Source organism: Candidatus Hydrogenedentota bacterium (assembly GCA_019637335.1).
Taxonomy (GTDB): domain Bacteria; phylum Hydrogenedentota; class Hydrogenedentia; order Hydrogenedentales; family JAEUWI01; genus JAEUWI01.
In genome coordinates, this window is record JAHBVV010000038.1 from 13,167 (window position 1) to 30,164 (window position 16,998).

Below are 16,998 nucleotides of genomic sequence, written 5' to 3' on the forward strand. Positions count from 1 at the left end.
TGCGTTACCACAGAGGACCGTGGTAAAGAGGCAATTTCACCCCCGGACTCGTTCCCACGGTCCCCCGTGGGAATGCAGATCCTGCCGCTCCCGCGGCAACGCCCAAGCCACGTAAACGAAGTGACAAAGCGTGATGGTCTCCCCGTATTCCCTTCCCCCTTCACCCTTCACCCTTCACCCTTCACCCCCGGACTCGTTCCCACGGTCCCCCGTGGGAATGCAGATTCCGCCGCTCCCGCAGCAACGCCCCAGCCGCGTAAACGAAGTGACAAAGAGCGACCGACTCCCCCTTCACCCTTCACCCTTCACCCTTCACCCTTCACCCTTCCTTCCCACTCCACCAACCACAAACCGCCTCGACCAAATGCGCCACATCATGCAGCCCCGGCTCCACCGCCACGCGGAACCCCGCCGCCTCCGCCGCGCGGCTCGTCACCGGCCCGATCGACGCCACCGCGGCCTCCCGCGTTAGCGCCGCCATCTCTTCCGCCGAAAGCAGCTCACTCAAATTCCGCACGGCCGCCGCGTTCGTAAAGACCACCAGTCCCGGCTTGAATTCCACCAGCCCCGACATCGCCCCCGCCGCGCCAGCCGGTAGCTCCATGTGGTACGCCACCGTCTCCGTCACCGCCGCGCCCCGGGCTTCCAGCGCGCCCGCCAGCGACGCCCGCGCGACGTCCGCCCGGGGAATCAGCACCCGCGACCCCGCCAGCGAGCCCAGCGCCTCCATCGCAGCCACTGCGGCTTCGGGCGTATAATTCCCGGGCGTCGCATCGGCCCGCAGATACCGCTGTTCCAATGCCGCGAGCGTCGAGGCCCCCACCGCGCAAATCTTCACCCCGCCAAGATATCGCGCGTCGCGCCCCGCCGCGTCCAGCGCCGCGAACACGCTCCGCGCGGCGTTCGCGCTCGCCAGCACGATCCAGTCATATCCCCCCAGTTCCTCGATCCCCTCGGGCCTCGACTCCTGCTGCACCTCCACCGTCGGACACACAAACACATCCGCCCCCAGCGCCCGCAGGCGCCCCTCCAGCGATTCGTTCCCGCGCGAGGAGTGCGTCACCGCCACGCGAAGCTCAAACAGCGGCCGCGACTCGAACCACGCGAGCTTTTCGCGCAGGCCCGCCACCGCCCCCGCGATAATCACAGCCGGCGCCTCGATCCCGGCCTCCGCGACCCGGCGCTCGATGTCCGCCAGTGTCCCGGAAACGGTGCGCTGCCGCGCGTACGTGCCCCACTCCACCACCGCGCAGGGCGTGTCATCCCGCCAGCCATTCGCCCGCAGCCCCTCGCGGATGCGCGGCAGCGCCGCCACGCCCATGTAAAAAACCAGTGTGTTTCCGGGACTCAGCCGCGCGAAATCAATATCCAGCGCCTTCTCCTCGCCGGACAGGTGGCCTGTAACCAGCGTCACGCCCGCCGCCAGCCCGCGATGGGTCACCGGAATGCCCGCATAGGCCGCCGCCGCCAGCCCCGCCGTGATGCCTGGAACCACTTCGAAGGGAATTCCCGCCGCCACCAAGGCCAGCGCCTCCTCCCCGCCCCGCCCGAACACAAACGGATCCCCGCCCTTCAGGCGCACCACGTTGAGCCCGCGGCGCGCGTAATCCACCAGTATCCGCTGGATTTCCGCCTGCGGCAGGCTGTGCCGGTCGGATTTCTTCCCCACATACACCCGCTCCGCCCGGGGAGCATGATCCAGCAGAACCGGATTCACCAGCGCGTCATACACGACCGCGTCGGCCACGTCCAGGCACTGGCGGCCGCGCAGGGTCAACAATCCGGGATCGCCGGGACCGGCGCCCACAAGATACACTTTTCCAGAAGACATGGGATGGGGTTCCATCGGATACGAAGGGGTTTTGCCCCATTATACGCCCCGAGGACCCGCCGCGCGCACGCCGGCGAAAAGAATTGAACCCCGGGGCGGGTTCCGGCGTAACACCATTGGCGCCCGCTTGCGCCACGGGTAGACAGATCGCCGATGATTTGGCAGAATAGCGACAGGAAGCAGCGGTAACAACAAAAAGGGGATGCCTCATGACACTCGTCACATTCTCCGGCCTTTCATTTACGCTCGCGTTTGTGTTCGCGGCAACGGCGCCAGAAAACGGCGCGATCGAAATCCATCGCGCGCCACTCGTGCTGGATTCCGCCGCGGAGCCGGTCACCCTCTCCGGCGTCGTGGCCGACGGCTCTGGCGCCCCCCTGGCGGGCGCGGCGGTGCGCTGGTGGGAGTACGAGCGCCCGGAAGGCCTCCGCAACCTCGATCAGCGCCCGGCAGCGGAAGCGCGGGAGGATGGGAGCTTCTCCGTGACTCTCCCGCGCGCCGATATCCGCTACATGGTGCAGTTCGACGCGCCCGGCTTCGAAACGGCCACGGTTTCCCACTTCGGGCCGCCCGCGACCGTTCGCGCGACGCTGCAACCACGGCCGGGGGATCCTGAACGTGTCTCTCGCGTCACGGGCCAAATCAGTCTGGATGGCGCACCGACCGCCGGGACAGTAATCCTCCGAACGCGGGCAGATGCGCACGATCGCTCGATTGCATCCGATTCTACGGGTTCTTTCCAGTTCGACGTTCCCTTCCAACGAGATCCGCGCGCCGTGGTTCACGCGGCCGCGGCAGGCCTGGTATCGGCCTACCGCAATCCAATGCCCGGCGCAAAGCCTATGGCGCTGGAACTTGGGGACCCGGGCGTCCTCCAAGGCCAGGTGGTGGACGTTGGTGAAGATGCACCGATCCCGGGATGCCAGGTTCTTTTGATCACGGGCTACGCGGGCGTCCCGTTTCGCACCACCGAAAGTGATGGCGAAGGCCGTTTCCGCGTGGAAGGGCTGCCCCCGGGGCCGTATCGCGTACGCATCACCCATCCGCGATACTACGATTCTACCAGCAATGGCAAGACCCGTCTCGAGCCTTCGCTTGACGTGGAGGCTGGTAAGAGCACGGCCTACCGCGCCACGCTGACGCCCAAGACGGAAATCTCCGGCGTCGTGCTGGACGCCAGCGGACGCCCGGTCGCCGGCGCCTGGGTGGGGATGGAACCGCGCATTTCGATCCGTTCGGACGGGCACAATCCGCTAGAACGCGTGGTCGAGTTGCCCGCGGCCGTCGTGAAATCGGATGAGGCGGGGCGCTTCTCGCTCTACACCCACCGAAACGCCATCACCAGCGCGATCGAGGCCTACCATCCGCTCGCGGGTATCGCGCGGGAGTCCATCCAGATCCCCGGCGCCGGCGGGAGCATCCAGAATGCCGAAGTACAGCTCTCCGGCGTCTTCCGGCTCCGCGGATTCGTGGCGGGTGATTCTGGCGAACCGATTCCGGGCGTCCGAATGGGCGCGATGACGTCCGGCGAAGACGGCCAGTTCGATTCCGGCATAGTCGCCGTGCCGGATCTGGAGGATGGCGCGTTGCCGCTCAACGTGGTCGCGCCGCGACCGGCGCCCGATCAGTCGACCGGCGCGCGAACCGCTTCAACCGAGACGTACTACCTGCACCGCACTCTGTCGCTCCAGCCGGCGCCTGGCGAACAGCTCGCCATTGAAGTCGCCTTGCGACCGACCCGTACCCTGGCGTTGCATGGCGTTGTCACCGACGCCGACGGCAACCCCGTAACGGATGCGGAGCTCTCCGTGAAGCCCTGGGATACCCACTCGTATGGCTGGATACCCCGGGACGGCGCGAGCCGCTCAATCCTCACGGGATCCGCGCCCCACGGCTTCCCGGATCCCACACCGAGCCTCGGCTACCGGACGCGCTCGGACCGCGACGGCGCATGGCGTCTGCTGTTTCCGCTGGAGACCCCAATCAGCCTTCTGGCATCGCACGCGCGGCAGGGAGGCGGGCCGGAAGGGCGCGCTAACATGTCCCTGCTGCTTGCACAACGGGGCGTGGAAGCCACGCTCCGCGCGGCGCACCGGGAACGCGGGCTGGAAATCACCACCTACCTGCGCGACCTGGCCACCGTGCCCGACAAGTACGAAATCGCGCTGAATTTCGATGCTCCGCAGGCCCAGCCGGAGTCATTCATCCGAGCGCGGGTCGTTGACGACAAAAACGACCCGATAGAGGGCGTCGAATGGTCCACGCCTGCCCGCGGAGGCACGGAAACCGTTCGAACCGGTCCAGACGGAATGCTGGTCCTGGAACGCCAGCGGCAAAACCGCATTACATTGCAAACCGAAGGCTGGACGATCATCTCGCCCGAACCCGCCCCCCCCGCAATGATCGACTTCAAGTTCGTGGAGGGGCCGCAGCCTCACACCATCGTCCTCGCGCGGCTGGGCGGCGTCGAGTTTCATTTCCACCACCCGGGCGGAGCGCCGGCGGACGCGTATGTGACGCTGGGCGGGGAACGCGCGGATAGCGACCGCGACAGGGATACGGGTGTTGTACGCGCCCGCGGGTTGCACGCGGGCCAGCACAAGTTCACCATCACCACCCGGGAGGGATTCCGCATAGACCACACCACCGTCGTACCTCCGGGCAAGACGGTGACGGAGCGTATCGAGATTCCAGAGGCTGACTGCACGGTCGTCTGCCAACTCCGCGGGCCGGACGGCGCGCCACAGCCCGGTCTGAGCGTCGAACTGACGGGGCCAGACTACGTGACGAGCGAGCGCAGCGACGCCGATGGCCGCGTCACGTTTCACGCGCCGCCGGGCATCTACGCGCTGACCGCCATGCGCGACGGGATCCCGTGCGTCGCCAGTGGCCACGGCGTGGCCGTCGAAGTGGCGCGCGGCCAGCGCGAACTGTCGGTGGAACTGCCCGTCACCCCGCCACCGCCCGGCGACGCGAACTCCGATCACGGCCGTCCCGCGTGCCTCACGGTTCAACTTGCCGCACAGAACACCGCTATGGCCGCGGGCATCCTGCTTACGCTCAAATCGCGGGCGGAGGCCCAGGTCAAATGGACCGGCGTCACCGACCAAACGGGATACCACACCTTCGAAAACATCCTGCCGGGGACCTACGAACTCAGCTTCGAACCTGGCGGAGCATTGATCGAGGAGTGGGTATATACCCTCCCCGTGGAGCCGGAGTCCAGACGCATCCACCGCATTCCCCTCAACGAGGGCCACACGGTCCAGGGTTACGCGCGCGGCATTATTCCCGACAATGACACATCCATTATGCTTGTTTCCCACGTGGCCGGCTTGACCGTGCGCGCGAAACCCGGGGCGGACGGCGGCTTCTGGTTCGACCACGTCCCGGCGGGCCCCGCGACCCTCTTCGTGCACCACAATGCAACCAGCCAGCGGCTGACCCGCGCGATCAACGTGGGGCCGGCTCTGCCGCCGCTCCACATCGATCGCCCGGAAATCGCGCGACGCGAGTAGCCAGCCGTATCGCGAACATTACCGACAGCCCACCTACTCCTCGCGGTCGAAATACGCCCCGTACCGCAACGGCGCGCCCGTCTCCCAGGGCCGGTAGGTGTTGAAGAACTCAATCCGCTGCGCGATGCTCGGGTGGCTGCTCCGCCACAGCATGAAGAACCAGCCGGGGTTCGGGTTGGCCAGGTTTTCCTTTTGCAAGGTCACGAAACCGGTCGCGGCGGGCCGGTTCAGGCGGGTCAGCTCGATGCCGAAGCGATCGGCCTCGCGTTCGTGGTAGCGCGTGATGCCGAAGAGCACCGGCATCACCACCAACGTGAACGCGGTCATCATGAACAGTATCAGCGGCAGCGACGCGATGTCGGAGAGCTCGTGCACGCCCCAGCGATCACCGAAGCGGCGCAAGAGCGCGCCCGACAGCCGGTGTATCAGGTAGAGCGCGGCGAACGTGGCGAAAAAAGCGAGCACGATGAAACGCGCCACGTGGTTCAGCACGTAGTGCCCCATCTCGTGGCCCATGACAAAGAGCAGCTCGTCTTCCGCAAGCTTTTCGATCGCGGTGTCCCACAGCACGATGCGCTTACTCCCCATGAACCCGGTCACGTACGCGTTCACCGCCTTGGTGTCCTCGCTCTTCTCCACCTCAAACACGTTCGCCCCGTCTATGCCCGCGCGCGACGCCAGCGCGAGAATCTTCTCTTCCAGCGCCTGATCCTTCATCGGGCCGAAGGTGTTGAACAGCGGCGCGATCCAGATCGGCGTAATGAACACCTGGAAGATTAGAAAGGGAAGCAGCAGCAGCCCCGTATACAACCACCAGCGCTTCGGGCTTTTCTTCAACAGCAAGAAAGGAATCCAGATAAACGCAAGACCGGTAACGCTCCCAAGCCCAATCGAGATGGCCGTGTCCTTGATCCATTTACCAAGGGTCTGATTCGAGAGCCCATACGCGTGCTCACGCACATACTCTACATAGAAAGACCACGGCAAGCACAGAATTGAAATCGCCAAGTTGAACAGGACGAAATAGATGACAACGATAAAGAACCACTTCCGCCCCCAGCGCGCCGCTACATTCCGCAGCCCCATCGACCACCCCGCAAACAAAAACAACAGCGGCAGCCCCAAGCCAATCGCCTGGTTCACGGCCCACACCACATTGCCCGATCGGTAGCGCCGCATCGTGAGTTCGTCGGCCTCCGGAACGGGCACGGGCTCGTGCGCCCCCGCCTCGGCGGCAACGCCCTCCACCGCCGGCGCGGCCTCCTGCGCGGCGGAAGGCAAACCGGCCAGCACGCCAACGGCAACGCATAGAAACAATACCCAGTTTTTCATCGTGTTCATCCTGTGTATTTCTTTAGCCGTGTGAAGTAGTCACCCTCGTCCCACCCAACGGTGGCGGCTTTCGGTGATCGAACACCGTCATCCCCACGAAAGTGGCTGTCGATTGACTTAACTCACCCTACACTATGGAAGAAATGAGCAGATCCGTCATCCCCGCGAACGCGGGGATCCAGCAACGCGATCGCACAAACCTCCGAATTCCACTGGATTCCCGCGTGCGCGGGAATGACGCCTCAGGTCAATAACACAGAATTGTAGGTTCTGAGGCGTCCTCACCAGTTAAACCGGCAGCCCCGAATGTGGGGATCCAGAGACCATACAACGTTAACCTCGCATACCCTCTGGATTCCCGCCTTCGCGGGAATGACGAATACTTTCAATGTAAGTGAGGCATCTCATATCGGGGAACGCCTTACTTCATACAGCTAAAGTATTACCTTCCTGTTATGGCCCCGCGCGGCGCGCGCCTACTCCGCCGCCCTCGGCGCGTGGCCCTTTTTCCCGGAATGGCCGTATTCATCCGTATCCAGAAACTCCTGGTGGTCCATCGGCACAAAATCATTCAGCGCTTCCCAGTTGAACTCGCGATCAAAGGGGTCGAAGGCCTTTTGCGGGTCGAAAATCTCCGTGTTCACCGGAAGCGCATTGTACGGCTCGGCGTTGCGCGGCGCCATCGTAAACATGTCGCCCAAATCCGACGCAAAGGCGTCGTACTGGTTCAGCGGCGGCAGCCCGAAAACCGCGAAGGCGGTCTTCAGCATGCTCCCGATGCTCGTGTGCGTGTGGGAGACATAGCCCGCGCGCGCGTAGGGGCTGATCACCATGCAGATCGACCGGTGCGCGTCCACCGAGTCCACATAGCCCTGCGCGTCGTCCTCCGTCACCATAATCACCGTCTCCGACCAGAAGGGGCTGTGGCTAATCAGTTCCACCAGCCGCCCCAGCGCCAGGTCGTTGTCGCTCATGTACGATCCCCAGAAGGGGTAGCCGTCGTCCGGGCGCTCGCCCGCGCCATGATCGTTCGGCAACATCACGCTGACGAACTGCGGGAACGGCTCCTTCCCCGACAGCCACTTCTCCTTGAATTCCTCCTCGAACATATCCATGCGGAACTGGTCGGGGATGTTGGTGTTGTACGTCGCAAACTTGCGCGAGGTCCGCTCGAAGAGCGACTGCGGCATCGGATAGTTAATCGGCAGCCGGATCCCCGTGTACCGGTACTCCTGCTCTTCGTCCTGCGGCTTGAACTCGAAGCCCAGCCCGAAGTTGTAGAAACTCACGCCGTTCCGTTCGAAATGCTCCCAGATCGCGCCGCCCTCGTTGTAATCCTCGGGGTAGATTGCCCCGGACGACCCGATAAACGCGAAATTGCCCGGCCCATCGCCCTGCGACGACTCCCCAATGCGCGCTTCCATGAATTCGTTGGGGTAGGTCCCCACGAGCCAGCGGTGCCCGTCCACGCTGTGATCGGAATCGCAGTAGAAGTTGTCGTTCACCGCAAATCGCTTCGCCAGCGCCACGTGATTCGGCATCAGCAGCACGTCCTTGACCGTGCGCGACCCGTCCTTGTTGCTGACGTCGATCGGCTTGCCCAGCCGGCAGAACTCGGGATTGCCCCGGCCGCCCGGCAGCGCGCCGAACACCTCGTCGTAGGTCCGGTTCTCCTTGCAGACGTAGATCACGTGCTTGATGGGGCTCTTCCACGCCCCGGACGGCGCCGGAACCGGGTGGCCCGGCTCGCGCGTCATCTCGGGCGCGTCAAACCGGACATTGTTCCGCACGACCCGCGCCGTCGCCTCGGCGAGCGCGTCCTCGCCCTGGGGAATCGGGATCACGTTGATGTAGCCGCGCATCAGCGCGCCGATCCCCGTGGGATCGCCCGGCGTGTGGCCGGGACCCGCGTTCGGGCCGGATCCGATCCCTTTCGCGCACGCCACATACAGCCGTTTCCCGTCCGGCGACACCGCCAGCTTGCTCGGGAACCACGCCGTGGGGATATGTCCCAGCACCTTTCGGTCGGAAAGCCGGATCACGCCAATCGCGTTGATCCCGGCCTCCGCCACATACAGGATTTCCTGATCGGGCGACAGCGCCACGCCAAACGGGATCATCCCGCGGAATTTGTCCGCCCGCGGATCGAGGGCGAGGTCGATATCCGGCTCGCGCTCGCCCGTCGCCGTGTTGATAACGGTGATGCTGTCGTTGCTCCCGTTCGAAACATACACATGATCGCCCGTCGCCGCCATGCTGTTCGGGCTGCTGCCGCCCACCGCCGGAAAGTCCTCCAGCTGCTCGCCCACCAGATGGCCCGTCTTGTGCTTCGCCGTCACCATGGGCGTCGCGCCGTCCAGCGCCACGGTCCACACCGACATGGCGCGGATATCATTCGGATCGCCCAGCGCCGGCGCGATCACGCCATCGACAGTCACCCCTTCCTCGGCCTCCTTCGACGGCACGCCAAAGGGCGGGAAGGGCAGCTTCGCCGGATTGCCCGCCTCATCCTTCATATAGGCGTACTCGAACATCCCCACGTTCGCGACATACGCCGACGACTCATCGGGCGAAAGCGCGATCCCGAAGGGATAGCGCCCCACCGCCACGGACGCCGCCACCGCGCGCGCCTCCACATCGATGGCGAGCATCCGGAAATTCGACTGATCCACGCCGTACAGATATTTTCCGTCCGATCGCAGCCGGATATCCCCGATATACCCGTGCGTGAAGTCGCCATCGTCGGTCTGGTGCGCGCAGTCAATTTCGAACAGCTTCTCCCGCGACGCCAGATCAAACGCGTACACCTTCCACGCCCGGCCGCCGGCCACATACAGCGTCTTGCTGTCCGCGCTGATCGCCAGCCCCATAAACGCCGCGTCCAGCACCCCCTCCCCCTCCGAGACATCCTCCGGAATATAAGACACCACCGGCGCCGCCGGATCCGCCAGATCCAGAATCGAAAGCTGCGGCCCGTCGCTGCTCGCCGCCACCGCCCAGCGCCCGTCCGGGCTCATCGTCAGCCCGTAGGGATGCGGACGCACCCGGTGCATCTGCCCCGACGGCGTAATCAGACGCCCGTTCGGCAGCACCGTCTCCCCCGTCTCGTTCCGCTCCACATAGCGCATTCCGGAAGGCGAAGACATGATGGGTTGTGCGTGGGCCGCGCCCGCCGCAAGAGCACAGGCCAGCAGCACGCCGGGCCGGAATCGAAAAAAAACACGGAAGCAATACATCAAAACATCCTTCAAGGCTAACGCGCGCGAGACAATTGGAAGCATGCGCGTTATTCTACAGCGAACCGGCAGCCGATCACACGCCCCCGGGCAAGCTGCAAAGCCCTCTTTCCGAAAACGTTGACGCCGACCCCTTTTGAGGGTACACTGTCTCAGTGCAGTCGTGAGTCGGTGAAGGGAGCGGATCATGGCATGGGATAAAGAACACCCACCCGAAGAGTTCTGGGGATCGGACCTACACTTCGGCTGGGGACAATGGTTACTCTCTCAACGAATTTGGTTCGCCTGCGTAGCGGCCTTCGTGCTGTTAATCATCAGCCTTCTTACAGCGTTGTTACTTCTTGGAGCGAACGAGTTTTTTCCGGGATTACTTTTCGCGGGCGTCATGGCATTCGCCTTCGGTCAGCTCTATGCCCTTTCCAACGTTATTCAGCACTGTCACCAGCTCTACTACCTCTTCAAAGACAATTCCTTCCAAGTGCGCGTGGACTTTGCGGGACCAATTGCGTTTTGGAGGGTTCTTCTGAGACGCAAATCGGAAGGCACTACGCGATTTACTCAGGATGAAATCAGAATGGTGTCGATTTCGCAAGAGCAGAAGCTCTTTCCGCGCGAAAGGACGTCTGCGCGAGCGATTCGGCTCAAGTTCACCCTGTTCAACGGGGAAGAGTACCTCCACACCCAAATGCTCAACGTGGAACCCCACTTCGAACTTGTCGAAGACCTGCGCCAGTTCCACCGGTTGCTTGATCGGCTTGAGTCCGTACTTGGCCCGGATCGAATCGAGTCGCCCGAAAGTCTCGCAAGCGCGAGGTGTTCAATACAGCAAAGCCTGCGAGACGCTGGACTTCCATCGGAAAACAACGTCCCGCCTGTCCAAACGCCGTAAGGCGCAAATGTAGGATAGGCGTCCCGCCTGTCCACCGCGCCGAAAGGCGCCAGAGTAGGCTGAAAGTCCGCCGCAGGCGGAATAGCCGTCCCGCCTGTCCACCGCGCCAACGGCGCACAAGGATCCCGGACATTTACGCCGCGGCAGGACAAGCGCAAGACTTCATGTGATCGTTGCGCTTGTGAAATGGCCCCGGTCCCCATTGCGCTCCGGTGTTGTGGCAGGCAAACACGCCTGCGCTCCCAGCCTGGCGCACTCTCGTCGTAGTATCGCGGCAAGCCAACAAAAAGTCTGACTCAACTTCATACGGCTAAAGAATTCCATGTGATGTTGGTCGCGGTCATTGCGTCAAACTCGACCCTTAATCGGCCTCCGGCGGACTTCCAGCCCACGCCGGCGACCGACGGCGGACCGGGGCTACCCCGACCGGAGGACGCACCCCCGCTTTGGGCCGCGTGCCGATTGAAAAGCGTGGCCTGTCTTGCGTGGAGATGGATTCTCCAGGATCGGGCGTATGTGCGCGGGTACGTCTTTTGCCTGCGCTGGCGATTGCTTCAGCATGCTGGCCTTTTGGCCGGATTATTGCCCCCCATCTTCGATGAAGCCATGGTATTTGCCCATGTAATAGGCGAGGAGGTAGTGAAATCCCGGGCGCAGGTTGGTCCCGTCGCCGCCGGCCGCGAGTTTCCAGGGGTCCCAGTCCCAGTAATTCTCCTGGCGCTCGTCGATGGGGAAGGCGTAGCCGTCGATTCCGCCGCCGATCGTGGGTTCGTCGCCGCCGTGGGAAACGAAGGGGACCATGTCGGTGCGGTGGGCGTTGGAGATGGGCCATTCGACGAGATCGAGGGGGTACCGCTGGAGGGTGTCGACGGCGTCCGTGTAACACGCGGGTGGCGGCGATAGGTCGGTCGTGCGCCATTGATCCGTTCGGAACTGGCCGCGGGCGCAGGCGCCATAGATGAAATTGGTGAAGGCGTTTTTCTCGAGTTGCTCATATTCCCAGTGGATCCGGATGGCGTACTGGTACATGCTGAGCAGGGTCAGATCGGTCTCGTAGCGGATGAGGTGGTAGTAATTCATGAAGGCCATGTTGTCGTCGGGCTGGTGGCCGGGGTAGTTGGGGCCGGGGAGCATCCTGGGCTGGGTCATGCCGTTCATGCCGTAGCCGTGGTCGAAGGCGAGCTTGCGGTATTCCTCCCGGTATTTGGGATCGCCGGTGATATGGTGGGCGATGGCGAGGTAGGTGAGGATGCTGTAGGAGTTAAGCCCGCGCTCGGCGTGCCAGTGGGGGTTTCGGTTGAGGTCGTCGGGCGAGAAGTGGCCCCAGCGGGTGGGCTTGCCGTCATAGTCGACGATGTTGTAGTCGTGGATGAGAACGTGGTCCATGATGCGGCGGACGACCGCGCGCACCGCCTCTTTTTCAGCCTCGCTCTCGCAGACACGGTCGTAGTAGATGGCGTATCCGAAGAAGTGGCCATCGAGTTCGTCGGAACTCGCGTCGCACTTCCAATACCACTGTCCCGTCTTATCGGTGGGGACGCGGCGCTCCAGGATTTTCCAGAGCGCGTCGCGCTGATTCCGCCGGATGTCGTAGTCGCGGTCGTAGATTTCGTTGGGATCGGGATCGGTAATGGGAACGACGTTGCGGGCGATGAGGCCCTCGGGCCCGCCGTAGGGGCCCCCCTGCGTGACCTCGCTGAGGAAGGCCAGGGCGCGGAAGGCGTTGTGGGCGTACTGGCGGTATTTCTCCTCTTTTTCGGCGGCCCAGGCAAAGCTGACCGCGCCGAGGTAGAGCCCGGTGTTGAAGCCGTCGTTGTCGGAATAGCGAGGCGTGGCCGTGCTCTTATCGCCGGGCGTCGCCAGGGTGGCGGGGTTTACATAGCCGAATTCGGTGCGGCGGTGATACTTCTCAATCTCATCTTCGTAGAAGGCGGCTTTCTCGGCGAGCGTCATGGGCTCCTGGCGAATGCAGGAGACGCCGCGCGCGGTGGCGAACCAGGCGTTGCCCTCCTGGTCGATGGCGACGTCATTCACATGGTTGTCCACCAGCCAGCGGCCTCCGTGGCGGAAGCGCCACTGCCCGTCGCGGTATTGGATGGCGCCGTTGGCGGTTCCGAACCATACCCCGCTCGCGCCGGCGGCGATGCGGGTGAAGTCGTTGTAGGGCAGGCCGTCCGCGCCGGTAAAGAGCCGCCAATCACCCTCCGCGATCCGGAACCCGACCCCCTGCGGCGCGGCGAACCAGAGGCGTCCTTCGGCGTCATAGGTCACGTCGCGCACATCGACCGGCGCCCAGCGCGTGTCGCCCTGGCGGGGCAGCACGTGCGCCCAGGACGCGCCGTCGAAGCGGAAGAGGCCGGCTTCCGCGGCCACCGCGATTTCGTCGCCGCGCCGGGCCACGCCGCGTATGCGGGAAATGTCCACGCCCAAGTCCTGGAGGCCGTCCCCGGCGGGGAGCGGGGCAATTCCAGGACCGAAAGAGGGAGCGTCTTCGTCAATGCCCCAGCGGTCGCCGCCGAGCAGGTAGATGGCGCCCGATTCGTCCATGGCGCGCACCGCGCCACCGGCGTCGATCTGGATCCGCGCGATGTGCGCGCCGGGCAGCCCGCTTTCCGCGCCATAGGCGACGTGGCGCTGTTGAATGTACGGGTGGTCGGTCAGCGGTAGTTCGGCCGCGGCCGCGGCCGCCAGGATGGCGACGGAAAATGCACGCAGGAACGGAGTGATCGGGGAGATTGAACGGAACATGACTGCATTCCTTTACTTCGCAGGGCGTACTGCGCGTTACGATTCAGCGGTGAACGGTCACCCGCTCGCGCGCGGGTGCGCGGGTGCGCGCCGCCGGCCGGACACGGGCCGGTTGGACTCCGTTGAGCCAACCCGATGCCCCGGGATTAACGTCGTGGCAAGGGGTCAGCTTTCGACGGTTCCGGAGAATCCTGGCTGCGGATCACCCAATTCGGCTTCAATCTTCGCGTGTAACTCGTTCAGCGCGTCCTGTATACGCTGACGCCGGTCTTCGATCACCTCGCGGTCCATGGATTCGGCGGGCGGTATCGGCGGCGCGTAGGCGTGGATGACCCGCGAGAAGGGCCTGGGCACGGCCATGCGATCCCAGGTGCGCAAGCGCCAGCTACGGCTGACGGCGGCGGCCAGGGGCACGACGGGGACGCCGGTGCGCGCGGAGAGGATGGCGAGGCCGGGCTGCGCCTGGCGGCGTGGTCCCCGGGGGCCGTCCATGGTGAGGCCGACGCATTCCACGAGTTCGAGGGCCTTTTCGAGCTGGCGCAGCAGGCCGGCGCCGCCCCGGGAAGTGGAACCGCGGAGGCACTCGATGTCGAAGCCGGCGGTGAGGCGCGCGGCGAGTTCGCCGTCGAAGCTGAAGCTGGATGCGGAGTGAAAGTTGGAACCGCGGTGGAGATACAGCGCGTAGGTGGCGGTCTCGTGCCAGATGCCGACGATGGCGCGGCCGCGGGGCTCGCGGGTCTGGAGGAGGTATTGTTCACCACGGACTTCGTGGCGGCAGGTGTGGAGGATACCCTTCAGAAGATTGACAACGATGGGCGGGATGACGGCAAGCTGGGCCCGCTGCTTGCGGGAATACGCCACCGGCGAGCTGTATTGGAGGTCCGGCAGTTTCACCGCTGCTCGAGCGCCTTGATGATCTGGTAAATAACGCGCGTGCGCGGGGTGGGGAGCGAGGCCAGCTGGGCCCGGCGCAACACTTCGCCGCTGATGGCCTCGATCTCGGTACGCTTTCCGGCGCGTACATCCTGCAACATACTGGAAATGTTCTCTCGCGTCGCTTCACAGACGGATTCGGCCGTTTCCACGATACTGTGCTCGAATCGATACCCCTCCGTGGCGGCCACCTTGACGGCCTCGACGACGAGATCGCGCATGAGCTGGCGCGTATCCTTGAGATCGAGCAGGCGTCCGTTGGGGAGATCGAGTATGGCGGTAAGCGGATTGATTCCGGCGCAAATCGCAAGCTTCTCCCAGAGCAGCTGCCCGGGCGACTCGGTGACCCGGGTGTTGAAACCGGCGGAATTGAGCAACAGCGCGGCGGCATGCGGGTCGCACGAGGTCCAGGCCCCGATACTGGTGAGACCCTCGGCGACGTGGCGCGTGTGGCCCTCGGCGATGAGCGTGGCGGCTTCCGAGGTGGCGCCGGCGAGCACACGGGCGCTGCCCGCGAGCGCGCAGAGCATCTCCACATTGCCGAGGCCGTTTTGCAGGGTGAGCACGGGCCCGTCGGGCGGAAGCTTGAGCTGGCCCGTACAGTGGGACTTGGTCAACACAACGATCAAATCCTGGCCGGCGGGGATCCGGGCCGTCACGGCGACGTTCACCGCGCGCGGCTCGCCGGCATGCTCGATCACGATCCCGTTTCGCGCGAGGCGGTCCGCGCGTCTCGGGTCGTGATCGACGAGCACGGTCCGGACACCGCTCTCCGCCAGTCGCCCGGCAAAGAGACAGCCCAGCGCACCCGGTCCTACGACGGCTACCTTCATTACTCAGCTCCACACCGTGTCCGTCGTTCGCAACACGGCAACGAAATTCAGATTAACCCCCCCGCGCCACGCACTTCACGGAAGGCGAATGACCCACGCGCCGTCGTAGCCCGGCTTCGCCTTGACCTTATCACATTGGGCGCGGGCCGCGTCTCGCGTGGCGAAGCCCGTGATTACAACCTTCTCGAAGGCGCCATCGGGCGAAGTCACGATGTCGGCATCCAGCCCGGTGGCGGACTTCAGTTTGCGGCGGGCCTCCTGGGCCTGGGCGGCGCGCTGCGGGCCGTTGAACGCCGCGACCTGCACGCCATAGGAGCCGCGGGTGACCGTGGGCGCCTGCGGCGCCGGCGAAGGGCTCGCGGCCGCCGTTGTGGTCGTGGTGGTGGTTGTGGTGGTTGCCGCAGGCGTGGCGGGAGCCGGAGCCGGAACAGGCCGGGGCGCTGGAGCGCTCGCGGTCGTGTCCGCGGGCTTCTGGGGCGCCGCGGGCGGCGTACTGACGGTTTCGGCCGGCGGCGTGATATCCGGAAGGCTGGCGCCGGCGGTCGGGGTCGCCGCATCCTGGGACCCCTGGGCCGGGAGCGTATTGATGTCAATGGGGGTCTTGACCATGGTGGTCGGGCGGCCGGGATCGGGCAGGGGCGCGACATCCGGCTTTCGCGCCGGATCGGCGGCGCGGGACGGGCTCACCGGCGTACCGGCGGGCGGATTGGCCGCCGTGCGCGGCGCGCCTGCCGCGGGCGCGGACGGCGGCGTATTGGCGGGCGGGGTCACTGCCGCGTTGGCGCCGCTCGGGGAGGGGCGGGGACTATCCGAAGCAATGGTGATCTGGGCCGGGTCAATCGGGCGGTCCACGTTGGCCACGACATAGCCAAGCATAAAACACACGATCCCGAAGATGAGCGCGACGGCAATTCCGATACCGAGCTGGCCCGAACTCCACTCCACACTGGCGGATTCGACGGCGCCCCGGCTGCGGTAAGTGCTATGCCTGGGCATGGAGCACCTCCCCGACGGGTTCCACGCCCGGTTCATCGCCCGTTTCGATCTCTTCGTCCACGCCGGTTTCGGACTCGCCCTCCGCCACAACCACCTCGGCCGGTTTGGCCTCCTCGCCCCGGGCATCCCGGGCAGGCTGGGGCGCGGCCCCGCCGCCGTCGCTCTCGGACGCCTCCGCGGCCGCCTCCAACTCCTGCAGGCGTTCCAAAAGGCGGACGCGCGCGGTCTCGAGCTCCGCATAGGTGAAATCGGGATCCGGCACTTCGATGAGCCGGTTCCCGATTCGGTCCGTATACAGGGTGACGCGGACGCTTCCGTCGGCTTCGTCGGACTCCTTGATGAGCCGGAAAACCTTCTGGCGCCGGAGCAGGCCGGCGGCCAGGAATGCGCGCGCCATGTCCACGCGCGACTCTTCCTCCACGGCCTCGTAAAACAACTGGCGGAGCGGCGAAAAGACCTCCGGAGCCGCTTCGGATTCGTGCTTCGGATCGTGGTAGATCATATTCCAAACGGAATAGGCGGCCCGGTTGCGCTCGCTATCCCAGCACGCCCCGCAGAAGTCCTCGCGGTGCAGGGCGCCCTCCCACTTCTTGACCGTGGACGTAATATTGGCGCCGTGCTGAAAATCGTTGCCGCAGGCGGCGCACGCGTGGGCGTTCTTGCTGATCTTGATGTTCATTAT

The 16,998-nt window shown here is 64.8% G+C and carries 10 protein-coding genes; 2 read left to right on the forward strand and 8 right to left on the reverse strand.

The genetic code is table 11. The features are described 5' to 3' along the window. Positions 1–319: 319 nt before the first annotated feature. Positions 320–1,831, reverse strand: coding sequence for a uroporphyrinogen-III C-methyltransferase (cobA, locus tag KF886_25045; GenBank protein MBX3180626.1), 1,512 nt, complete (start codon positions 1,829–1,831; stop codon positions 320–322). 209 nt (positions 1,832–2,040) lie between these two features. Here cobA and KF886_25050 point away from each other — a divergent pair, with 209 nt between their 5' ends. Then, entirely contained in the window at positions 2,041–5,349 is a 3,309-nt protein-coding gene (locus KF886_25050) for a carboxypeptidase regulatory-like domain-containing protein (protein MBX3180627.1), read from the forward strand. A gap of 33 nt (positions 5,350–5,382) precedes the next feature. Here the strand turns inward: KF886_25050 and KF886_25055 are convergent, their stop codons facing one another. Together KF886_25055 and KF886_25060 are read right to left on the reverse strand one after the other, a co-directional pair. Beyond that, positions 5,383–6,690, reverse strand: a complete 1,308-nt coding sequence (locus tag KF886_25055) for a M48 family metallopeptidase (GenBank protein MBX3180628.1) — start codon at positions 6,688–6,690, stop codon at positions 5,383–5,385. A 467-nt stretch (positions 6,691–7,157) separates the two neighbouring features. Then, entirely contained in the window at positions 7,158–9,917 is a 2,760-nt protein-coding gene (locus KF886_25060; protein ID MBX3180629.1) for a hypothetical protein, read from the reverse strand. A gap of 187 nt (positions 9,918–10,104) precedes the next feature. On the opposite strand from KF886_25060, the gene KF886_25065 reads away from it, so the two are divergent. Then, positions 10,105–10,806: a hypothetical protein gene (locus KF886_25065; protein MBX3180630.1), complete on the forward strand. Its 702-nt coding sequence runs from the start codon at positions 10,105–10,107 to the stop codon at positions 10,804–10,806. 579 nt (positions 10,807–11,385) lie between these two features. Here KF886_25065 and KF886_25070 read toward each other — a convergent pair. The 5 genes from KF886_25070 to KF886_25090 form a co-directional block, all read right to left on the reverse strand. Then, positions 11,386–13,554, reverse strand: a complete 2,169-nt coding sequence (locus tag KF886_25070; protein MBX3180631.1) for a hypothetical protein — start codon at positions 13,552–13,554, stop codon at positions 11,386–11,388. 165 nt (positions 13,555–13,719) lie between these two features. After that, positions 13,720–14,448 (reverse strand): lysophospholipid acyltransferase family protein, encoded by a 729-nt coding sequence (locus tag KF886_25075; GenBank protein ID MBX3180632.1) that lies wholly within the window; start codon positions 14,446–14,448, stop codon positions 13,720–13,722. Beyond that, positions 14,445–15,320: a 2-dehydropantoate 2-reductase gene (locus tag KF886_25080; GenBank protein MBX3180633.1), complete on the reverse strand. Its 876-nt coding sequence runs from the start codon at positions 15,318–15,320 to the stop codon at positions 14,445–14,447. Before KF886_25080 ends, KF886_25075 begins: the two co-directional genes overlap by 4 nt. A gap of 75 nt (positions 15,321–15,395) precedes the next feature. Then, positions 15,396–16,316, reverse strand: a complete 921-nt coding sequence (locus tag KF886_25085; protein MBX3180634.1) for an SPOR domain-containing protein — start codon at positions 16,314–16,316, stop codon at positions 15,396–15,398. Next, entirely contained in the window at positions 16,303–16,995 is a 693-nt protein-coding gene (locus tag KF886_25090; protein ID MBX3180635.1) for a hypothetical protein, read from the reverse strand. The genes KF886_25085 and KF886_25090 overlap by 14 nt, the downstream gene beginning before the upstream one ends. Positions 16,996–16,998 lie beyond the last annotated feature (3 nt).

Coding starts and splice junctions, on each gene's coding strand:
- cobA (MBX3180626.1), bottom strand. CDS start 1,831: ATGTCTTCTGGAAAAGTGTATCTTGTGGGCGCCGGTCCCGGCGATCCC.
- KF886_25050 (MBX3180627.1), top strand. CDS start 2,041: ATGACACTCGTCACATTCTCCGGCCTTTCATTTACGCTCGCGTTTGTG.
- KF886_25055 (MBX3180628.1), bottom strand. CDS start 6,690: ATGAACACGATGAAAAACTGGGTATTGTTTCTATGCGTTGCCGTTGGC.
- KF886_25060 (MBX3180629.1), bottom strand. CDS start 9,917: ATGTATTGCTTCCGTGTTTTTTTTCGATTCCGGCCCGGCGTGCTGCTG.
- KF886_25065 (MBX3180630.1), top strand. CDS start 10,105: ATGGCATGGGATAAAGAACACCCACCCGAAGAGTTCTGGGGATCGGAC.
- KF886_25070 (MBX3180631.1), bottom strand. CDS start 13,554: ATGTTCCGTTCAATCTCCCCGATCACTCCGTTCCTGCGTGCATTTTCC.
- KF886_25080 (MBX3180633.1), bottom strand. CDS start 15,320: ATGAAGGTAGCCGTCGTAGGACCGGGTGCGCTGGGCTGTCTCTTTGCC.
- KF886_25085 (MBX3180634.1), bottom strand. CDS start 16,316: ATGCCCAGGCATAGCACTTACCGCAGCCGGGGCGCCGTCGAATCCGCC.
- KF886_25090 (MBX3180635.1), bottom strand. CDS start 16,995: ATGAACATCAAGATCAGCAAGAACGCCCACGCGTGCGCCGCCTGCGGC.